This window comes from Gluconobacter sp. P1D12_c (genome assembly GCF_018812105.1).
Classification (GTDB): domain Bacteria; phylum Pseudomonadota; class Alphaproteobacteria; order Acetobacterales; family Acetobacteraceae; genus Gluconobacter; species Gluconobacter oxydans_A.
This window is the reverse complement of record NZ_JACSIQ010000002.1, coordinates 355,881-375,563: the sequence shown is the minus strand read 5'-3', so window position 1 is coordinate 375,563 and position 19,683 is coordinate 355,881. Positions and strand designations below refer to the sequence as shown.

The window sequence follows — 19,683 nt, the reverse complement described above, 5'->3', positions numbered from 1 at the left end:
CTGCTGCTGGTGACGGATGGGAAGAGTTAATCATGCTCCCCGGCATTGATGGAATACAGAATATTGATAAACCGGAAAATTCTTATTGTGAAATGAGATAAGAAAGGCATGATCCAGTGGTTCGGGAGATTCGTTTCGAAGGGCGCTTTGATCCCGAGCTGTTCCGGGATTTTGCCATTGCCCGGGCGCGCCTACTGGCCGTGGAGATTACAGACATGTCTGTTTCAGATCATTGTTTTTCAGTTCGGCTGGTGGGTGAAGAAGCACTTCTCGGAATGTTCGAGATGGCGTGTCTCCTCGGACCAGCGGGCTGTATTGTGACAGGCACGGAGAGCCTCGGATGACGGGGTGGTTTCCAGTTGCTCTCACTATGGATGTTCCCGCTGGAACAGCAGCTCCGGCACGCTTGTCTGGCAAAGAAATTGCTCTCTGGCGTGGCACAGATGGTGAGATCCATGCCTGGGAAGATCGTTGCCCACATCGAGGAATGCGGCTGAGTTTCGGTTTCGTGAGGAACGGAAATCTGGCTTGTCTCTACCACGGCTGGCAGTTTGGAGCAGATTCGACGTGTCGCCACATTCCAGCTCATCCTGAACTCCGTGTGCCGGGCACCATTCACGCGACAGCTTATCAGGTGCAGGAGCGATGCGGAGTGATTTGGGTGAGCCTTGATGAGACGCCATCACTTTCGCCCCTGCCGGAAGGCGAGGCGTCAGGCGTTCGGAGCTTGCTGGTTCAGGTGCCTTTGCAAACTGCGCGGACGTCTCTCAATATGGAGGCTTCGAACTGGAAGCAGCACGATAACTGTCTTTTTGCTGTGCATGAACCAGTAGTTGGCCTGACCATGTTGCATGTTGCGTCATGGACTGTCGCCGGGCAGCGGGAGGCTGCGCGACAAGCTGTGCAGTTACGGGACCGTTTGGAAGCCATCAAGGAGACCGTTTCAGCATGAGGTTACGAGACTGGGCACTTGATGACAGATGCTATGCCGTTCGGCTGGGAGCGTCCCTGATGGGAGTGAAGCTGCCTACGGTCACGGATGAGAGCGCCTTGGAAAGTGGCCCAGCCCTTGAACTCGTCGACGATGTTCTTCATGGCCCGTTAGAGATCCTGGTGCGGCTCGTAACGCTTCCAGACGTCCAGCAGGAATGGAATTCCGGAACGGACGAGATGACGTGGGCAGCGAACGCCCTAGATCGCTTTTCCATTATGCGCAGGACGGTCATGCTGGCGTCTCTTCCTGTTGAAAACCCCGCACAGATCGCGATGCCATTGATGGGCGAGATTGAAGATCGGCTTGCAGAGAACCGCTTGGACGGTCGATGCTGGGTGTCAGGGGATCATCCAGGAGTTGCCGACATCATGCTGTTTCCAGTTGTTGCCTTGAGCCAGGACCTTGAAGTTCCTTTGGATCTTTATCCGGCGGTTCGGAACTTCATGAGGCAATTCAAGGCGCTGCCTGGGTTCATAACGATGCCGGGAGTGCCGGAATGTCACTGAAAAATCCTCTGATGATCCCGCGGCGTTCGGTACTGGCTGCTTTGGGCAGCTCGCTTGTGATGCCGTCGGCTCTGAAGGCAGCGTCACGTCGTTTTGCGCCCATTCGGGAAGAGGATCTTCTGATTGGCTTTGGGCACACCAGCCCCATCACTGACGGCGGATGGAGCCACGCTCACGATCTGGCGGTTCAAGCCGTCAAACGTGCCTATCCAGCCGTCAAAACCCTCTTTGTCGAGAGCGTGCCTTACTCCGCAGATGCAACCCGCATCTTCCGCCAGTTCGTGGCGGAAGGAGCGCAGATGGTAATTTCCACGTCCAATTATGGAGACTTCATTCGCGACGTCGCCGATCGTGCTCCGGACGTTGCGTTCATGGAGTGTGATGGCCATGCTGTCAGCAATAATCTTGGCTGGTATTATATCACGCACTGGTATGCCAGCTACGTTATTGGTATCGCCGCAGCCCGTCTGAGCAAAACCGGCAAGCTTGGCTACGTGGCCTCTTTCCCGGTTCCTTCCGTCTATGCCAGTGCGAATGCCGTGCTTTTGGGCGCGCGCTCGGTTAATCCGCAGGCGACGATGCGTGTTATCTCCATCAATTCGTGGTTTGACCCGCAGGCTGCAACGGAAGCGGGGGCTGCTCTGGTAGACAGTGGCTGTGACTTCCTGTGCGGGATTATGGACGATCCGGGCTATCTGCGTGTCGCGGAGAAACGCGGCGTCTGGGCAGCGATGTGGAACACCGACATGCGTGAGTTCGGGCCCAATGCATATGTCAGCTCTGTCGTGCTGGATTTTGCTGACTACTATATTCAGCAGGTTGGTGCGCGGATCCGGGGAGAGTGGGCGCCGGAGGGACGTTTTCTCACATTGGCCAAAGGCGTCGATCGGGATCGCTGGGGGCAGAACGTTCCTGAGGCTGTACAGAAAGAAGCCGACGCTGCGCGGGACCGGATGCTGGCTGGATGGTCGCCTTTTCAGGGGCCAATTTATGACTCTGAGGGAACGCTGCGGGTTCCAGCAGGCCATGTCATGACTGACATGGAGATGTATAACTGGTCGTGGCAGGTTCAGGGAGTGTCTGGTCTTGGCTGATGTCACGCATGCGTCCAACGCGCCTCCCGCTCATCTTGCAGCAGGAACACCGCCCATTCTGGAGCTGGTGAATATTGCGAAGTACTTTCCAGGCGTGATAGCGAACGAAAATGTTTCCCTGAATGTGTTCCCCGGCGAAATTCACGCCCTGTTAGGGGAAAATGGTGCAGGGAAGTCCACATTGATGAACGTGGTGACGGGCCTATACCAGCCCGATGCCGGGGAAATCATCATTGATGGATATGGGACCACGTTTCCGGCCCCTGACGCAGCCATCGCTGCCGGGATTGGCATGGTGCACCAGCACTTTCGTCTGGTTCCCCGTTTTACCGTCGCTGAAAACCTCCATCTGGGCTGGTCTGAAACACCTCGGCGCCTTGCGGGAAAAGACATTGAAGAGCGTGCTTTCGCGCTTTCCAAGAAGTTTGGCCTTCCCATTACACCGTCGGCTGTTGTGTCCTCTTTGTCTGCGGGCGAGCAGCAGCGTGTTGAAATCCTTCGTGTTCTGTCTCGGGGCGCGCGGCTTCTTATCCTTGATGAGCCAACGGCTGTTCTCAGCCCCGTTGAAGTCGGCGAACTGTTTTCCGCTCTTCGTCGGTTTCGCTCCGAGGGAGGGGCAGTCGTGATCATCAGCCACAAGCTTGATGAGATTATGGCGCTTGCGGACCGGGTTTCCGTTCTGCGGCAGGGGCGATTAGTGGGCACGCATCAGACGTCCGATGTGACGCCTGACAGTCTTGTAACGGAGATGATCGGACGCCCTGTTACGCTTGCAACCTCTTATCCACGGCAGTCTCCTGCTCCGGCAGGCGGTGGGTCTGAACCTCTGTCTCTGAAACAGGTGACAGTGCGGGATGCCGCAGGCGTGGTCCGTCTGGATGATGTCAGTCTTTCGCTTCGTCCGGGAGAAGTCCTGGGGATTGCAGGGGTGACGGGGAATGGCCAGCCCGAACTGGCAGAAGTCCTGACCGGATTGAAGGCGGCTGAGAGCGGAACGGTCTATTTGAATGGCAAGGCTGCCAATCGTGCAGACCCGGCGATGTTTGCGCATGCGGGCGTGGGTCACGTACCGGAAGACCGGCTGAAACGTGCCCTGATGCCGGGGCTGAGCGTTGCGGAAAACATGGCACTTCGGGAGTATGACCGTCCGCCGATTGGCGGCCGGTTCAGCTTCTCCATGGCGCAGGCCCGCAAGTTTGCCCAGATGCTCGCAGACAGGGCAGGGGTGAAGCTTCCGGGAACACAGGTGCAAATTCGCGGGTTATCCGGCGGCAATCAGCAGAGGCTGGTTCTGGAACGTGAAATCCGGATTGCCAGTCATGTTCTGGTGGCCAGTTATCCCAGCCGTGGTCTGGACATCGGGGCTATCTCAGCCATGAGGGATATGCTCGCCCGTGCGCGCGACGCAGGTGTTGCCGTGGTTCTGATGTCAGAAGATCTGGATGAAATCTTTGCCCTGAGTGATCGTATTGCTGTTCTGTATGCAGGGCGCCTCATGGGGGTCATGGATCGTGCAGACGCAGATCGGGAAAGCATAGGCGCGCTCATGAGTGGCCGTAATCTGTCGGAGGCAGCATGAGCGCCGTATCCCCTCGCACGCGTCTTACGGTTGTTCCGTCTCATCGTATTGCCGTTGGGCGCGGGCTCTCCATCCTTGCGGCTCTGGGCATTGTAGCAATCACGCTCGCCGCGATGGGACGATCTCCGATCGAACTCGCCGGGCTCGTCGTTCGATCGACCGTCGGGTCGCGCTTTGGCATTGAGGACCTCGCACTCTTCATGACGCCTCTGATGCTTACAGGGGCGGCAGTTTGGGTCGGGATCCGTGTCAATCTCTGGAATATCGGGGCGGAAGGGCAGCTTTATGCAGGTGCGACGGCAGCGACGGCTGTTGGTTTGTTCACGCATTGGCCCGCGATTGTCGCACTTCCGGCGATGGTTGTAGCTGGCGCTCTGGCGGGAGCCGCATGGATTTTTATTCCCGCTGCGGCCCGGGCTTGGCTTGGCGTCAGTGAAATTGTTACCTCTCTTCTTCTGAACTTCGTGGCCTCCCTGCTTGTCTATTATCTGGCAACCGGACCGTGGGCTGATCGCGTGACTGGTGCTCTAGCCTCGACTGAACGCCTGCATGTGGCACTTCCGGAACTCTGGGGAGCGGTTCATCTGGGGTTCCTGCTCGCATTGGGGATTGTTGTTGGCTTGGGAGTAGGGCTCGCGAAAAGCCGGTTTGGTTATGAAACGGCTGTGTGCGGCTCTAATCCGCAGGCTGCGCACTATGCTGGGATTAAGGTCTCTCCCCGTATTCTGGCTGTGTTGCTGTTGTCAGGCGCTTTAGCCGGGCTGGCAGGTGTGTTTGAAGTCGCGGGAACCGTTCACCGGCTTCAGGGTGGCCTTGCCAATAATTATGGATATCTGGGCATCGTCGTGGCGCTTCTGGCTCGTGGGTCGTGCTTTGCCCTTATTCCAGCAGCGCTTCTGATGGCACTGATTCTGGATACGGGGATTGTTCTCCAGACAACCCAGATCAGTTCTTCCGCCGTTCTTGCCATTACAGGTCTGCTGGTCCTTGCGATTGCGGCCGGAGACGAAATGGCAGCCTATGTCCGTGTGAACAGGAGCTGATCATGGCACTTCTCAGCGACCTTCTCGGTCATGCCGTTCTGTCAGGCGGTGTTCTGGCGCTTGGTGCCCTCGGCGAGGTGATTGCCGAACGTGCAGGTGTTCTGAATCTCGGGGTGGAGGGGCTGATGTCCCTCGGGGCCGTCGTTGCAGTCATGACTGTGAACGCGACGCCTCATCCATGGCTGGGCCTGCTTGCAGCAGGACTGGTTGGTGGGCTGGGAGCAAGTGTGCTTGCGCTCTCCAGCGTTGTACTTCGTGCCAATCAGGTTCTGTGTGGCGTGGCGATCACCTTTCTGGGGCTGGGTCTTAGTTCTGTAATCGGGCGGTCCGTTGCCGGTGTTCCGGTCTCTGCTGTGTTCGAACCAGTCTCCATTCCGGTTCTGTCTGCCATTCCTGTTATCGGACCTGCCTTCTTTAGCCAGAATATTCTCGTTTACCTGATCTATCTCGTCTTTCCTGTCATGGCGCATTTCTGGCTGTTTCGGACGCGTTCGGGTTTGGATCTGCGGGCCGTGGGCGAAAATCCGGCAGCGGCAGACGCGGTTGGGGTGCCTGTCATGAAGTACAGGGCTCTGGCCGTGATTGTTGGTGGTGTTCTGGCAGGCGTGGCAGGCGCTGATCTGACGCTCGCCGTCGTGCCTGTCTGGTCAGACGGGATGATCGCCGGCCGGGGTTGGATTGCCGTGGCGCTGGTGATCTTTGCTGGATACCGCCCAATTGTTGCCGTTTTGTCCGGCCTACTGTTCGGGCTTGTAACGGCAGTAGGGTTTATGGGGCAGGCCAGAGGCTGGCCTGTTGCCCCCGCCATCCTGAATACGCTGCCATATCTCGGGACGGTTGCCTGCATTATTGTGCCGATGCTGGCCTTTGCAAAACTGCGCTCTGCCATGGCGGCTCCCGCGGCGCTCGGGACGCCCTATTATCGAAGTGGAAGATAAGCGAACCGGGTGTGGAGTGGGGCGCCAGCAAGCGTCCCAAACACTTTGGTTTGCACCTTTTCCCCATAATCGCGTACTCTGTCTCTTCATTTAGGCATAGAGGGGAGGCTGATGACAAACATTACGGCACTTATTGCAGACGCCGCAGTTTTTGTTTTTCTTCCATGGGTTGCGTGGAGGATACTGAAGAAAACAATACCGATTGTGGTTCTGCCAATACTTGTCGGTATATTGATTTCTGTCTGGCATATTCCTGTAAAATCACTTGGTATTCCATCGGTTTATGGAAGCGATATTGGCTGGGTTGCCGTTCTGGTTCTGGCGTTTACTGCCGGCCTTGAAATGTGGCAGTCCCCTGGAAGCGTGGCGGACGATCATGCCCTGCCAGCGCCGACGTTAGGGCGTTTGCTAACGGGGGCGGCCGTTGCGCTGGGTGGTCCGCTTTTGGTGGGATCCATACTCGCCTATGAATTTTTTCTGCCACTTCCCGGATGGCATCCGCCACATGCACAGCCTTGGGTCGCCGCAGCGTCTATTGGCCTGTGCATTGCCGTCAGTGCTTTGCCGGTTCTGATTGGCGTGGTGCGTGAGCTTAATCCGTCTCAACGTCCGTTGGGTCAGCTGGCGCTTAAGCTGGCCGTTGTCGACGATGCTGCTCTCTGGATTGGTCTGGCAATGCTTCAGGTTGCCGAGCGTGGGACGGCTGCCCTCCATGGATGGACGGGCCTCGAAGTCCTCGCGATTGCGCTGCTGGTGGGACTGGCATTTGCCGGAAACTGGGCTTCCCGCCATTTCAGGAACCCGCCTTCCGCTGTTATCTGGATTGCGGTGCCGATTTACCTTGCTGCCGGTTCGTGGGCCAGCATGCAACTCGGTCTGCACGAACTGATTGGCGCTTACTTTGCTGGCGCGATCATGCCGCCGTCGTGGGTTCGGCGGTTGCCCGTTGAGAAGGTGGGAACGTTCTCACTCATCTGGCTCGCCCCGATGTTCTTTGGTCATAGTGGCCTGAATATCGATGGTGATGCTCTGACATGGCCATCCGTAATCGCCTCGCTGTCACTCGTTGCAATCTCGATCGTGACGAAGATTTTGGCGGTCTATATTTACCCGCCTGCATCCGGCCTGAGCAGGCGTCAGGCGTTGAGCGTCGGTGTTCTGTTGCAGTGCAAGGGGCTTATGGAAATTGTTGCTGCAACGATTTTCCACGCCCAAGGCATGATTTCAGAGTTTGCCTTCGCATCTCTGATGGTGCTTGCCGTTATTTCTACGGTTCTGACCGGCCCCATGTTCAAGCTGGTCGCGCCCCGATCTTCTACTGCGTTCTAGGGGCCTGAGATGGAGAAGGGAATTAACCCCTCTCCATCATATTTCAGATAGATTAGTGATGCGTTGAGAGCCAGGTATGGATCTGTTCCTGAGTGGCTTTAATAGCGTCCTGACGGGCATTGATCGTATTGACCGCTTTCGCTGTCGCGATTTTTGCACCTGTTGTCTTCGTGGACCACGGATCGTTCTGGAGTGCTTCAAGGACCTGTGGGTTATTGGAGTGTGCGGCGATTGAGGCTAGGAAGTCATCCTGTGACCACGGAGCCAGATGCGTGCGAATATCTGTCTCATGCTCCTTCACCAGTTGCCACACCAGATCAGGATTTTCGCTCGAGGCTGCAATGACGGCCAGTGAACGTGCAATCCGCCCGTTCGGGATGGCTCCGCTATAGGCGAGGGCCACGTTTTTGCGGATCAGATCCGGGTTGGTTGCGCTGGCAAGAGCGGCGAAGTAGCGCAGTTTGAGTTCCGTCGCCTGGGTGGTGCGAACTTTCTCAGCCATGAAATCATATGTCTGGCCATCCGCCGTCTTCATGGCAATGGTCGTAACAGCACCGACAAGATCGGGACGGAGAGAGGCTGGGTTTGCCTTCCAGAGCGCAAAGCGACGCTTGGCTTCCGCAATAACCTGCGGATCGTTGAATGTTCCGAGTGCGCTGATCACCGATGGTCGCAGCATCGTGTCGAGGACGTTCTCGTGCGGCTTTTCGTCCCACCCCAGACGCGCCAGAACCGGTGCCAGACGGCTGCGAGCATATGTCTGGAAGTCATCACGATCGGCGTTGCCGATTTCGTACTGATCAATCGTTTCAAGGCGGCTGATAATTTCTTCCAGAACCGCAATGTCGCTCTCATGCGCTGTGGTCAGACTATCGACCAGATCCAGATAAGACCCAAGTTTGGCCTGTCCTGACCGGAAAAGGGCATACTGGTCCCCAAGCAGGTTGGCGCGATCGACGGGAGCAAATTTGCTGAGAGATGTTGCAAGGGCGCCGAGCGCGTTCTTGTCATAAGAAACACGATAATAGCCGCTCTCGCCAAGATTGAGTTTGAAGGCCGTATCGCAACGGGGTGCTGTGATAGTGACGGGTTCAGTGCCCAGAACAAGGGTTTTTGTTGGAAGTCCTGGTCCGCCAGCCACAACCGGAACGCTCCATGTCAGAGGCTGAGCCTGTGGATCATGGATTGTGAAGCGGCTCTGGGTCAGTGTGTAGGTGGCCTGATCATTCTGACAGAACGATGTGACGTTAACTTGCGGGATACCCGGCTGCTCCGTGAAGCTGCGCGCTACCTTAGCCACGTCTTCGCCAGAAGTGGAAGAAAGGGCATTCCACAGATCCTGACTGGTAGCATTGCCGAACGCGTGAGCTTTCATGTAGGCCCGCATGCCATCACGGAATTTGTCTTCACCCAGCCAGCCTTCCAGCATCCGGATGACCAGCTCGCCTTTGCCATAGCTGATGCTGTCAAACGCTGAATTTGCTTCACTGACGTTGTGAATGGTCTGCTGGATCGGATGGGTTGTTGAAAGGGCATCAATGCCCATCGTTTCTTCGCGGGTCTCATGCTGGCGTGGCCAGATGTCCCACTGTGGGTTCAGCTTGTCCGTGACCTTGATTTCCATCCAGGACGCAAAGCCTTCATTGAGCCAGATGTTGTTCCACCAGCCCATCGTCACGAGATCACCAGACCACTGATGCGCCATCTCATGCGCAACGACTTCGTGAATCAGCTCGCGTGTTTTGGGCGTGCTGTTTTTCGGGTCAAACAGAAGCACATTGTCGATGTATGTGAGAGCGCCCCAGTTCTCCATCGCACCGGCCTGATAATTCCCTGGAATGGCCAGCATATCCATCTTCGGGAGAGGATATTTTACCCCAAAATAGCTGTTGTAATACGGCAGAATGCGCTGGGCTGATTCAAGAGCGTATCGACCCTGTTCCTCAAGGCCGGCCGGGGCATAAACACTCAGGGGCGTGCCATCAGCCTCTCCATGAATGGCTCCCATGTCACCGGCAACAAGCGCCAGCAGGTAGCTGGACATACGAGGTGTTGGGGCAAAGGAAACGCGCTTGGTCTTCGTGTCCTGCTGAGTGGTGCCGATAATGGGCATATTGCTGACTGCAACATCATCAAACGGCAACGTCACATTCAGCTGGAAGCTGGCCTTGAATGCGGGTTCATCCCATCCGGGGAACATCCGGCGGGCATCAGCAACTTCGAACTGCGTCACCAGCATGCGGCGTGCCTGACCGGTGGCTGACGTATAATCGTTGATGTAGAGGCCATTTGGCGTTTTGAGGATTGGGCCTGTGTAATTGATGGAAAGAGTGTGGGGGCCCTTGGGAACCGGCTGTGAAAAATGCAGCGTGGCAGTTTCTGCAGCGTCATCCTGTGTGATGGTCGCATGCTGCGTCCCATCCAGAACGGCACCAGACAGCTTTAGTCCTGCCTGATTGAGAACAATGTCCTGCGTATCTGTCAGGACCGTGACGTCGATGGTTTCCTGGCCCTTGAGGGTCAGATGCTCTGGGTCCGTTTCGAGATCGATGGCATAGGAGGCCGGAACAACGGTTTTGGGAAGCTGGCCAGGAGTTTGCTGGAAGGAAAACGTTCCTTCGGCATGCGCCACCATGGCAAAGGGAAGACCGGCAAGAAGGGTGCTGAAAGCCAGAAGGCGGCGCATAACGATGCGTATCCTTAATCAGTCAGAATATTGAAGAAACAGCGTAACGCTTTGTTTCAATGGTGGCGTAAGGGTCGCACACTCGGTCCTGACATGAAAGTGGGAGGCAGGTTTGATGCGTCTGTCTCTTTAAACCAAGACCTCCCACCGCAGCCTGTAGGACCACGATGGAAGTGTGTCTCGTGTTAGGGCGTGAATACTAAACCGTCGCCATAAGAGCTGCATTTCCGCCAGCAGCCGTCGTATTGGTGCTGCAGGCCCGCTCCTGAACCAGCCATTCCAGTGGGTAACGTCCGGCTGCATCTGGTGTGTGCAGGCAGACTACCGGTCCGTCTTTACGTTCCAGTGCGGCCAAGACCTGCTTGCGGTCTGTTGCATCGCCATTGCACAGCGCCACATCCACCTGAACGTCTGTTGATAGTGGGAGGATAGAGGCTCCCAAGGCCGCAGGCGGTGGGGGCAAACGGCGCCAGATTTCCGCAGGGATCGCACAGGCATTCCCAGTGGACAGGGCATCTGTGACTTGCTGACACAGATCCTCAAGTGTAGGCCCTGCACATAGTACGGTGCCTCGTGCTGTCAAAGTGTAAACGTTGTCTTCTCCGACAGGGCCGGGGAGAGAAAGGGTTGTTCCCAAAGGCGTTCCGGCAGGCACAACGGCTCTGAAGTCTGGTGCTATGGCCCTTAACCACTGCCCGGCAAAATTCAGGACAACTGGCAGGTCATGGTGCGCCAGAGCGCCCAGTTCAGGGCGTCGGGACAGAAGGCGGCGCAGGTAAAGCGGGCCACCTGCCTTCGGACCGGTTCCGGAAAGGCCATGCCCCCCAAACGGCTGAGACCCAACTACAGCACCCACAAGGTTACGGTTGACGTAAATATTTCCCGCATCTGAGGTGGCTTTAAGGTCTTCAATCGTACTGTCGATGCGTGAGTGAACGCCGAAGGTCAGGGCATATCCGGTGTTGTTAATGGCTGCCATCAACTGCGAGCGCTCTTCGCGACGATATCTGACGACATGCAGAACCGGCCCAAAAACCTCTCGGCGCAGAGCTGACAAACTGTCGATTTCGATCAGTGTCGGCGGCACAAAGGTCCCGTTTGCGCACTCTTCAGAAATTGCGGACTGATGGATGGAAAATCCACGAGCGCGCATGTCTTCAATATGGCGGAGAATTCCGCTCTGAGCCTCTTCTGTGATGACTGGCCCGACATCTGTCTGCGGAAGAGCTGGATTTCCCGTACGCAGTTCTGCCATAGCCCCTTTGAGCATCGTCAGAACACGATCTGCGCTATCGTTTTGCAGGCACAGTACCCGGAGTGCGCTGCACCGCTGTCCGGCACTGTCAAAAGCGGAAGACAACACATCCCCGACGACTTGTTCGGACAGAGCCGAGCTGTCCACAACAAGCGCATTCTGGCCGCCTGTTTCCGCAATCAGAGGAATAGGTGTGCCATCTGCATTCAGGCGCCCGGCAAGCTGTTTTTGGATCAGCTTTGCGACTTCCGTCGAGCCCGTGAAAAGAACGCCGGTTATGCGGGGATCGGCGACGAGCGCCGCTCCGATTTCGCCGCAACCTGATACAAGTTGTAGGGCTTCTGCTGGCACTCCGGCAGCATGGAGAATGCGGATAGCTTCTTGCGCAATGAGAGGCGTTTCTTCCGCAGGTTTGGCGAGAACGCTGTTCCCGGCTGCCAGGGAAGCAGAAACCTGCCCTAGAAAAATGGCGAGAGGGAAGTTCCAGGGGCTGATGCAGACGACGGGCCCCAGTGGGGCAGCATTGTCAGCAGTAAACTCGCGGCGGATCTGGGCAGCATAATAGCGTAGGAAGTCTACAGCCTCGCGGATTTCAGACACCGCATTGGCAAGGGTCTTTCCTGCTTCCCGGATAATCAGTCCCATCAGTCTGGGCATGTCGTCTTCGAGGCTCTGAGCGGCCTTCTCCAAACATGTAGCGCGTTCGGAGACTGGTGTGTTTTTCCAGACATCATAACCCGTTACGGCTTTGCTGATGACAGCCCCTACGCTTTCGACACCCGTGGGTTTGATACATCCAATGACATCTGACTTGTCGGCAGGACTAACGACATCCTCGCCCGCTGTTTCACCAAATGAGGCCTCCTTATTCAGGGCAACACCAAGTGTTTTCAGAGTATTTTCGTCTGCAAGATCCAGCCCATGCGAGTTTTCACGCTCAGGCTGGAAAAGGTCGTTTGGTAGGCGCAGGGTGCTGGGGAGGGCATTGGCGGAGAGCGTGACGGGGTCGGTAATCAGTTCTTCCACCGAAACTGCAGGATCCTGAATTCGGTTCACAAAGGACGAATTCGCGCCATTTTCCAGTAGGCGGCGTACGAGATAGGCCAAGAGCGTTTCATGCGTGCCCACAGGAGCATAGACGCGGACAGGGCGATTCAGCTTTTCCGGACCAACAACTTCTTTGTACAGCGTTTCTCCCATGCCATGCAGGCATTGAAACTCATAGGACTCAGTCGTGAAATTCGGGCCTGCCAAGGCGTGAATGCTGGCCAGCGTCTGCGCGTTATGCGTTGCAAACTGTGGGAAAATGGCGTCTGGAGCAGCCAGAAGCTTCTTGGCGCAGGCAATGTAGGAAATGTCGGTATGGATCTTCTGCGTGAAGAGCGGGAAATCGTCCATCCCATCAATCTGGGCACGCTTGATTTCACTGTCCCAATAGGCACCCTTAACCAGCCGGACCATCAGGCGGTGATTTGTGCGACGTGCCAGATCAATCACCCAGTCGAGTACGAACGGCGCACGCTTCTGATAAGCCTGAACAACGAAGCCAATGCCCTTCCAGTCTTTCAGGGGTAGGTCGAAACAAAGGGTTTCCAGCAGGTCCAGAGAGAGCTCCAGCCGGTCTGTCTCTTCAGCGTCAATGTTGAAGCCGATGTCATAGTGACAGGCAAGGCGCGCAAGTGCTGTCAGGCGAGGGCCCAACTCGGCGAGAACGCGTTCCCTCTGGAGGCGGCTATAGCGCGGATGAAGGGCAGACAGCTTGACTGAAATACCCGGGCCTTGATAGGCGCCAGCGCCTGCTGATGCCTGGCCAATAGCGTGAATGGCCGTTTCATAGTCACGGTAATACCGATCAGCGTCCGCCATGGTCGTGGCAGCTTCTCCCAGCATGTCGTAGGAGTAACGGAATCCCTTTGCGACGAGGGGCTTGCTGTTTTCGAGCGCGTTCGCGATGGTTTGGCCGGTTACAAACTGCTCACCCATCATGCGCATTGCCATATCGACGCCCTTGCGGATCACAGGCTCACCGCACCGTCCGATCAGGCGTTTGAGGCTTCCCGGCAGCGCTTTCGTCTCTTCCGTCGACAGGACCTTGCCTGAGACGACCAGTCCCCAGGTCGCCGCGTTTACGAACAGGGAAAACTTGCGACTGATATGCTCGTGCCATTGCCCGTTACCGATCTTGTCGCGAATGAGGGCGTCACGTGTGGGAAGGTCAGGGATACGAAGCAGGGCCTCCGCCAGGCACATCAGGGCGACACCCTCCTGAGAGGAGAGATCGTATTCCTGCACCAGATCCTGAACGATGCCGCTACTGCGGCCTTGACGAAGAGCTTCGACCAAACGTTTCGCTGTCTGACGGGCGAGGGTAGCCTGATCGTCCTCAAGGCGAGCTTCACGCGAAAGCTCCGTCACCCGGGGGGCTTCCGCTACACGGGTATGGTCGGTGATGGCCTGACGTAACGGAGACCGCGGCGGAACGATGGCTGCAAGGGACGCGAAAGGTGAGGTCATGAGGATACCGCTGTTCTGATGGTCTCTCACAGATATTGAAACGTTTGCGAAACAGGTGCTGGTATTTTAAGGGAGACGACGAATTAAATTCGGTTTATCGAATTTATGGAAAATTATATTTAGCAGGTGGTGCGAAGTGGATGACATAGATCGCAGAATTCTGAGGTTTCTTCAGAAGGATGGCCGCATCACGAACATTGATCTGTCACGGCAGATTCATCTGAGCCCTGCCGCTACGCTGGAGCGCGTTAAAAAGCTGGAGCAAAGCGGGGTAATCCGCGGTTATATGGCCCGTCTTGACCCTGAAACCGTCAATCTTGGGCTGCTTGTTTTCATTCAGGTCACGCTGGATCGGACCAGTCCGGATATTTTTGAAGCCTTCTCCAAAGCACTCAAAACCATTCCTCAGGTCAGCGAGTGTTATATGGTTGCGGGCGGGTTCGACTATCTGGTGAAGGCGCGGGTCAAGGACATGACCGCATATCGTAATTTTCTGGGGAAAACCCTGACCCGGCTCCCGGGAGTACGCCAGACGCACACTTACACCGTCATGGAAGAGGTCAAATCCGATCCCGAATTGCCGATCTGACGGCTATCTTTTTCCCAAGTAAGCAGGATGACGGTATGAGGAAAGTTACCTTACTCGTGTTCTAATAATGGAGACGCTCCGCCAGATGATGACGCGCCTTTTCCCGGTCTGGGCCATTCTGGTCTCGCTGGCAGCCATCGTGCTTCCCGCGCCGTTTCTGAAACTGTTGCCGGTCATCACACCGCTGCTCGCGTTCATCATGTTTACGATGGGTGTGTCTCTGACAGTGCAGGATTTTTCCCGCATTGCCCGGCGCCCTTATCCTGTTCTGGCGGGGGTAGGATTGCATTATCTCGTCATGCCTTTGGCAGCATGGGGTATTGCCCACATGCTCGGTATGCCTCCCGGTCTGGCGACAGGCATGGTTCTTGTGGGCTGTGTCTCTAGCGGCACAGCCTCCAATGTGATGATTTTTCTCTCCAAAGGGGACGTCGCGCTGTCCGTCAGTATTAGTGCGCTGTCTACTTTGGTGGGAATTTTTGCAACACCATTACTGACACGGCTGTATGTGTCTGCGGGTGTCTCTGTTGATAGCTGGGGGTTGTTCCGAAGCATTATTACCATGGTTGCGCTGCCTGTTCTTGCCGGTGTGATCGTCAATACGCTGTGGCATCGGACCATCCAGCGGATTGAGAGCGCCTTGCCGCCCGTGGCCATGGTGTCCATTTTGCTGATCATTGGTTGCGTCGTCGCTGGCGCCGGTCCCTCCTTGGCTCAAGCTGGCCCCCTCCTGATCCTCGGTGTTATTCTGCATAACGCGATTGGCTTGTTGGGGGGATACTGGGGCGGCAGGCTTCTGGGCTTCGATGAGTCCGTCTGCCGAACGCTTGCGCTTGAAGTCGGGATGCAGAACTCGGCGCTCGCTGCAACCCTGGGCCGTCTTTACTTCTCACCCCTTGCGGCGCTTCCAGGGGCAGTTTTCTCTGTCTGGCACAATGTGTCCGGCTCCGTTCTGGCCGCATACTGGGCGGCGCGGCCTCTCAGTAAGGGCACATCACGGATCAAGGCACCTTGAGATAATCCTGTATTCGCGGAACCATGAAATCAAGAAAGGCACGCACTCGCGGTGGGCTCTGATGTCCTGCAGGGAAGAGGGCATGAATGTCTTCTTCGTCCTGGATCGTGGCATCACTCAGAACTTCAACCAAGCGGCCAGTCTTCAGGTCTTCACGGACATGATATTCGCCAAGCCGTGCCAAGCCGACGCCCTGCAGGGCCATACGCCTTACCGTTTCACCATTATTCGCCAGAAGGGGGCCGTGCACGCGCCGGTCAATCAGCCGCCCTTTTTCCTGAAACGGCCAGACAGGGGTTGTGCGCTGGAAGTTAAACCCAAGGCATTGATGGCTGTCTAAATCCGCAACGGTCTGAGGCGTTCCGTGGCGTTCAAGATAGGTGGGTGAGGCTACAATCCTGCGTGGCACCGCCCCCAGGTGACGGACTGTGAGGCCTGAATCCTGTAGTCGGCCGACACGGAAAGCCACGTCTGTCCGGTCAAGGTAAAGGTCTGTTACGTCGTCAGAAAGTGAGAGATCAATCAGAATATCCGGATAGGCATTCCAGAACGCGGGGAGGAATGGCTCCAGTCCAAGGGTGCCGAACGCAACGGACGCATTAACCCGGACCGTCCCGCTGGGCTGCAGGGTTCCCGTTGTGAGGCTACGTTCAATATCATCGAGATCCGCTATCAGGCTGACAGCGCGCGTATAATAAGTCTGCCCTTCCTGCGTTACCGAAAGGCGGCGGGTCGAGCGTTCGATCAGGCGGACACCCAGACGGGCTTCAATTCTGGCGATGAGCTTGCTGACGGTTGACGGCGTCATGACCAGCAGCCGGGCGGCTTCCGAGAAACTGCCGCTTTCGACTACCCGTAGAAAAACCTGCATTTCGCCAACGCGATTGTCCATCTCGATCTCATCTATGAACGGGTTGCAGGAACTTTGTTCAAAGCGCGCAAATTTTAAGGCGCGCATGATGCCAAGCGTGGATTGTTACCTGCGTGAACAAGGCCGCTGGAAATGTTCTTCGCTACGAAACGGATTAAGAAATTTCCACAATATATCGTTTAAAATCAAAATTCAGGCGACTCTTTCTCCGAGCCGCCTGAACCTGAAGTTTAGTGAGCCGAACGAACGTCGTTGCTCTTTTCACGGATGGCCCGGAACTCGGAGCCACCTTTCCACGTCGGCCAATCATGCGAGAAGGCCGCATTATATCCGACCTGGCGGACAACATCGACGTCCTGCGCCGCACCTCGGACGTCCCAGTCAGGGCTCCAGGCATCGCAGGCCTGATGATAGCAGGCCATATACGCCGTCAGCCATTTGCTGCCTGCGGCTGTTCCACCCTGAAGAAGATCGAACGGGCCAGCCATATCCATAACCGCGAGAACGGGCACGCCAGCCCGAGCGAAGGGCAGATGGTCCGCACGGTAAAAGGCTCCGCGCTCCGGCATGGCTTCCGGCTGGGTTGTACGGCCCTGCTTGAGAGCCGCGGCTGCGAAATCGTCCTGCAGAGTGTCCTGTCCAGCGCCGATAATGAAGGCATTATGAGCTGGGCCTGCCATCTGAAGCACATCCATGGTTAGGTTAGCCGCAGTCTTGTCCAGCGGTGCCAGCGGATGGGCGACATACCAGCTCGATCCCAGAAGGCCACGCTCTTCACCGGTCCAGGATGCAAAACTGACCGTCCGTTTTGGCTTTGGCCCGTTTTTGAAAGCCCGTGCGATTTCCAGAACTGCTGCAATACCAGAGCCGTCGTCAATCGCTCCGCGCCGAATAACGGTCTTGCCCGCGGCGTCGGTGCTTTTACCAAACGCATCCCAGTGCGCGCCGAACATTACGGTTTCGTCTGGATAATCCGTGCCTGTGATCTTGCCGATGACGTTCTGGCTCTGGAGGTGATCGACCTTGACTGGCATATCCACTGAAAGCGTCGTGTCATGAATGTTGACCGGATGGAAATCCGGCGAACGCGCCTGACGACGCAGACGGTTCAGATCCAGCCCGGCCCGTGCGAACAATGTTTTGGCTGCATTGCCTTCGATCCAGCCGATCATCGGTACGGACTTCAGGTCCTTATCGTCGTGAAGAATGTCATATTCTTCACCCTGAGGTGCGACGACCGTGCTCCAGGGATAGGATGCGCCCGGCGTATCATGAATGATCAGCGCTCCAGCTGCACCGCGACGGGCTGCTTCTTCAAACTTGTACGTCCAGCGGCCGTAATACGTCATGGTCTTGCCGCCAAAGCGGCCAGCGACAGGCTCTTCTGGTCCAGCATCGAAATCAGGATCATTCACCAGAAAGACCGCAATCTTGCCGTGCAGATCAACCTGCTTGAAGTCATTCCAGCGACGTTCCGGTGCCGTCACACCATAGCCTACGAAGACCAGAGGGACGTTCGACAGCTGAAGCCGTTCGATCGGCTGGAGCGTCGACATGACGATATCTGTCAGCTGATGAAGCGGCAGAGCAGCCTGACCCCGTGTCTTGATCGTGGCGATTGCTTTCGGATCAGGGCGGGTACGGATCATGGGGACATTCTGCGTCCATCCGCCATTTTCGCCGCCAGGTTCCAGTCCAAGCTTCTGGTACTGATCAATCAGCCACTTGACTGTGACGGCCTCACCCGGGGTGCCAGGGGCACGTCCTTCAAATGAGTCGGAAGCCAGAACCCGCATTGTCTCCGACATCCGAGCCGGGTCGATCGGGCCGGAGGCGCCTGCGTCAGACGCTGCGTGGGCCCCGGAAACGCCAATTGCGAGCGGAGCTATCGCGAAAGCGGCAAGAGCGGTAGCCAATTTTAGGCGGTTTCGAAGGGAAGGTTTGTGCATCATGTCCTCAGTCTTTGTCATAACGCGTGTCTGACGAGATGAGGCACACCTTACACATCGGATTGCTGATCAGGAAATGGCATAAAATCATCGGACTGGCTGGTTGACGGAAAACGCGTGGCCCCCCCATCTACGATTAATGACCACTCTTACCATTCCGGTTCTCCTGTCCCGCCATCCTCCCGTTGAGGGGAGTGAAGGCCTTTGTTATGGGCGACAGGAGATGGAACTCAGAGCGGGGTGGGAGGCCCAGGCCGCTGGTCTGTTGACCCTCGCAAGGGGTGCCGGCTGTTCAGTTATCTACACGTCACCATCAGCCCGGTGTCTGTCTGTCGCGCGAAGACTTGAGGCACAGACCGGGTGGCCGCTGCGTTTGGATGACCGGTTACTGGAGCTAAATTTTGGCCAGTGGGAAGGGCTATCCTGGAATGTTGTGCCGCGTGTGGCTCTCGATAGCTGGGCCGAAGATCCTGAAGGATTTTCTCCCCCAAAAGGTGAAAGTGGGCGAGCGCTACAGGAGCGTGTGCAGTCTTTCTGGGCAGACCTCGTTCAGGCTGGAGAGGCCGCATTAGTCATTTCGCACGGCGGCCCACTTCGTCTCCTTGATGGGCTTGCCAAAGGAGAAAGGGCGAACCTGCTAGCACCTTCAATGCCGCAAGGCAGCAGCAGGCTCCATTACGTCAGCGTTTGATCCACTGACGTCGGTCCGGGTTTCTTGTTTCCCAGCCCATGCGCTCCAGTTCTGGCGTTTTGGCATGGGCTGCGGGGTATCCGATGCAAAGATACGCGATAAGGTTCCATCCCGGCTCGGCATCGAGAAGGTCTGACACGTGCTCTGGCTCAAGAATGGAGACCCAGCCCAGCCCAACACCTGCCGCCGTTGCAGCCAGCCAAAAAGTATGGATAGCCATCACAGCCGACCAGGTCGTTGTTTCCGGCATGGTCGCACGTCCAAGACCATGTCCCTGGTCCGGAAATGTTTCGCAGAAGACTGCGACATGATGCGGGGCATCATCTAATCCGGCCAGTTTGAGCGTCGCATAGGATGCTGCTTGTTCGCCCTCATATCCCTTAAGGGCCTCCCGGTTACAGGTTTCAAAGCTCTTCCGAACGGCTGCTTTTCGCTGCGGGTTTTCAACGAGCACGAAGCGCCAGGGCTCACTCAAACCAACGGAAGGCGCCAGGGTCGATGCATGCAGGAGATCATCCAGCACCGATCCGGGAAGAGGGTCACGTTGGAAATGTCGCGCATCCCGACGCCATGTGAAAAGGCGCTCCAGATCTTTTCTGAAATCGTCTGAAAAGGCTGGTGCCGTCATGG

The 19,683-nt window shown here is 56.6% G+C and carries 16 protein-coding genes; 11 read left to right on the top strand and 5 right to left on the bottom strand.

Going from position 1 to position 19,683, the window contains the following annotated elements:
* The first annotated feature begins 116 nt into the window (after positions 1–116).
* The 8 genes from KP705_RS03550 to KP705_RS03515 all read left to right on the top strand — a co-directional run bounded on the left by KP705_RS03550 (position 117) and on the right by KP705_RS03515 (position 7,483).
* Positions 117–344: a hypothetical protein gene (locus tag KP705_RS03550; RefSeq protein WP_099212816.1), complete on the top strand. Its 228-nt coding sequence runs from the start codon at positions 117–119 to the stop codon at positions 342–344.
* Positions 341–952 carry a Rieske (2Fe-2S) protein gene (locus KP705_RS03545; RefSeq protein WP_215764032.1) on the top strand — a complete coding sequence of 204 codons (612 nt, stop codon included), beginning with the start codon at positions 341–343 and terminating at the stop codon, positions 950–952. Before KP705_RS03550 ends, KP705_RS03545 begins: the two co-directional genes overlap by 4 nt.
* Positions 949–1,500, top strand: coding sequence for a glutathione S-transferase C-terminal domain-containing protein (locus tag KP705_RS03540; protein WP_215764031.1), 552 nt, complete (start codon positions 949–951; stop codon positions 1,498–1,500). Before KP705_RS03545 ends, KP705_RS03540 begins: the two co-directional genes overlap by 4 nt.
* Entirely contained in the window at positions 1,491–2,594 is a 1,104-nt protein-coding gene (locus KP705_RS03535; protein WP_215764030.1) for a BMP family ABC transporter substrate-binding protein, read from the top strand. The genes KP705_RS03540 and KP705_RS03535 overlap by 10 nt, the downstream gene beginning before the upstream one ends.
* Complete coding sequence (locus KP705_RS03530) at positions 2,587–4,173, top strand: ABC transporter ATP-binding protein (protein ID WP_215764029.1); 1,587 nt, start codon at positions 2,587–2,589, stop codon at positions 4,171–4,173. The genes KP705_RS03535 and KP705_RS03530 overlap by 8 nt, the downstream gene beginning before the upstream one ends.
* Positions 4,170–5,216, top strand: a complete 1,047-nt coding sequence (locus tag KP705_RS03525) for an ABC transporter permease (RefSeq protein ID WP_211502970.1) — start codon at positions 4,170–4,172, stop codon at positions 5,214–5,216. The genes KP705_RS03530 and KP705_RS03525 overlap by 4 nt, the downstream gene beginning before the upstream one ends.
* Before the next feature lie 2 nt (positions 5,217–5,218).
* Complete coding sequence (locus tag KP705_RS03520) at positions 5,219–6,154, top strand: ABC transporter permease (protein ID WP_064274479.1); 936 nt, start codon at positions 5,219–5,221, stop codon at positions 6,152–6,154.
* A gap of 111 nt (positions 6,155–6,265) precedes the next feature.
* On the top strand, positions 6,266–7,483 hold the full coding sequence (locus KP705_RS03515) for a cation:proton antiporter (RefSeq protein WP_215764028.1): 1,218 nt from the start codon (positions 6,266–6,268) through the stop codon (positions 7,481–7,483).
* Positions 7,484–7,535: 52 nt separating this feature from the next.
* Here the strand turns inward: KP705_RS03515 and KP705_RS03510 are convergent, their stop codons facing one another.
* Entirely contained in the window at positions 7,536–10,169 is a 2,634-nt protein-coding gene (locus KP705_RS03510) for a M1 family metallopeptidase (protein ID WP_046901943.1), read from the bottom strand.
* Between the two features lie 199 nt (positions 10,170–10,368).
* Entirely contained in the window at positions 10,369–13,938 is a 3,570-nt protein-coding gene (gene putA / locus KP705_RS03505) for a bifunctional proline dehydrogenase/L-glutamate gamma-semialdehyde dehydrogenase PutA (protein ID WP_215764027.1), read from the bottom strand.
* A gap of 136 nt (positions 13,939–14,074) precedes the next feature.
* Between putA and KP705_RS03500 the strand changes: the two genes are divergently transcribed.
* Positions 14,075–14,527: an Lrp/AsnC ligand binding domain-containing protein gene (locus tag KP705_RS03500; protein WP_086634653.1), complete on the top strand. Its 453-nt coding sequence runs from the start codon at positions 14,075–14,077 to the stop codon at positions 14,525–14,527.
* Between the two features lie 85 nt (positions 14,528–14,612).
* Complete coding sequence (locus tag KP705_RS03495; protein ID WP_215764026.1) at positions 14,613–15,542, top strand: bile acid:sodium symporter family protein; 930 nt, start codon at positions 14,613–14,615, stop codon at positions 15,540–15,542.
* Here KP705_RS03495 and KP705_RS03490 read toward each other — a convergent pair.
* A complete protein-coding gene (locus KP705_RS03490) occupies positions 15,529–16,434 on the bottom strand; it encodes a LysR family transcriptional regulator (RefSeq protein WP_215764025.1) in 906 nt (301 codons plus the stop codon). The two genes, KP705_RS03495 and KP705_RS03490, sit on opposite strands and share 14 nt — an antisense overlap.
* 209 nt (positions 16,435–16,643) lie before the next feature.
* The gene (locus KP705_RS03485) at positions 16,644–18,383 is read right to left on the bottom strand and encodes a M20/M25/M40 family metallo-hydrolase (protein ID WP_252348203.1); all 1,740 of its coding nucleotides are present in this window, start codon (positions 18,381–18,383) and stop codon (positions 16,644–16,646) included.
* A 118-nt stretch (positions 18,384–18,501) separates the two neighbouring features.
* Between KP705_RS03485 and KP705_RS03480 the strand changes: the two genes are divergently transcribed.
* Positions 18,502–19,053 carry a histidine phosphatase family protein gene (locus tag KP705_RS03480; protein WP_215764024.1) on the top strand — a complete coding sequence of 184 codons (552 nt, stop codon included), beginning with the start codon at positions 18,502–18,504 and terminating at the stop codon, positions 19,051–19,053.
* Here the strand turns inward: KP705_RS03480 and bluB are convergent.
* Positions 19,043–19,681 carry a 5,6-dimethylbenzimidazole synthase gene (gene bluB / locus KP705_RS03475; RefSeq protein WP_215764023.1) on the bottom strand — a complete coding sequence of 213 codons (639 nt, stop codon included), beginning with the start codon at positions 19,679–19,681 and terminating at the stop codon, positions 19,043–19,045. The two genes, KP705_RS03480 and bluB, sit on opposite strands and share 11 nt — an antisense overlap.
* Positions 19,682–19,683: the final 2 nt, after the last annotated feature.

Coding starts and splice junctions, on each gene's coding strand:
- KP705_RS03545 (WP_215764032.1), top strand. CDS start 341: ATGACGGGGTGGTTTCCAGTTGCTCTCACTATGGATGTTCCCGCTGGA.
- KP705_RS03540 (WP_215764031.1), top strand. CDS start 949: ATGAGGTTACGAGACTGGGCACTTGATGACAGATGCTATGCCGTTCGG.
- KP705_RS03535 (WP_215764030.1), top strand. CDS start 1,491: ATGTCACTGAAAAATCCTCTGATGATCCCGCGGCGTTCGGTACTGGCT.
- KP705_RS03525 (WP_211502970.1), top strand. CDS start 4,170: ATGAGCGCCGTATCCCCTCGCACGCGTCTTACGGTTGTTCCGTCTCAT.
- KP705_RS03520 (WP_064274479.1), top strand. CDS start 5,219: ATGGCACTTCTCAGCGACCTTCTCGGTCATGCCGTTCTGTCAGGCGGT.
- KP705_RS03515 (WP_215764028.1), top strand. CDS start 6,266: ATGACAAACATTACGGCACTTATTGCAGACGCCGCAGTTTTTGTTTTT.
- KP705_RS03510 (WP_046901943.1), bottom strand. CDS start 10,169: ATGCGCCGCCTTCTGGCTTTCAGCACCCTTCTTGCCGGTCTTCCCTTT.
- putA (WP_215764027.1), bottom strand. CDS start 13,938: ATGACCTCACCTTTCGCGTCCCTTGCAGCCATCGTTCCGCCGCGGTCT.
- KP705_RS03495 (WP_215764026.1), top strand. CDS start 14,613: ATGATGACGCGCCTTTTCCCGGTCTGGGCCATTCTGGTCTCGCTGGCA.
- KP705_RS03490 (WP_215764025.1), bottom strand. CDS start 16,434: ATGGACAATCGCGTTGGCGAAATGCAGGTTTTTCTACGGGTAGTCGAA.
- KP705_RS03485 (WP_252348203.1), bottom strand. CDS start 18,383: ATGACAAAGACTGAGGACATGATGCACAAACCTTCCCTTCGAAACCGC.
- KP705_RS03480 (WP_215764024.1), top strand. CDS start 18,502: ATGACCACTCTTACCATTCCGGTTCTCCTGTCCCGCCATCCTCCCGTT.
- bluB (WP_215764023.1), bottom strand. CDS start 19,681: ATGACGGCACCAGCCTTTTCAGACGATTTCAGAAAAGATCTGGAGCGC.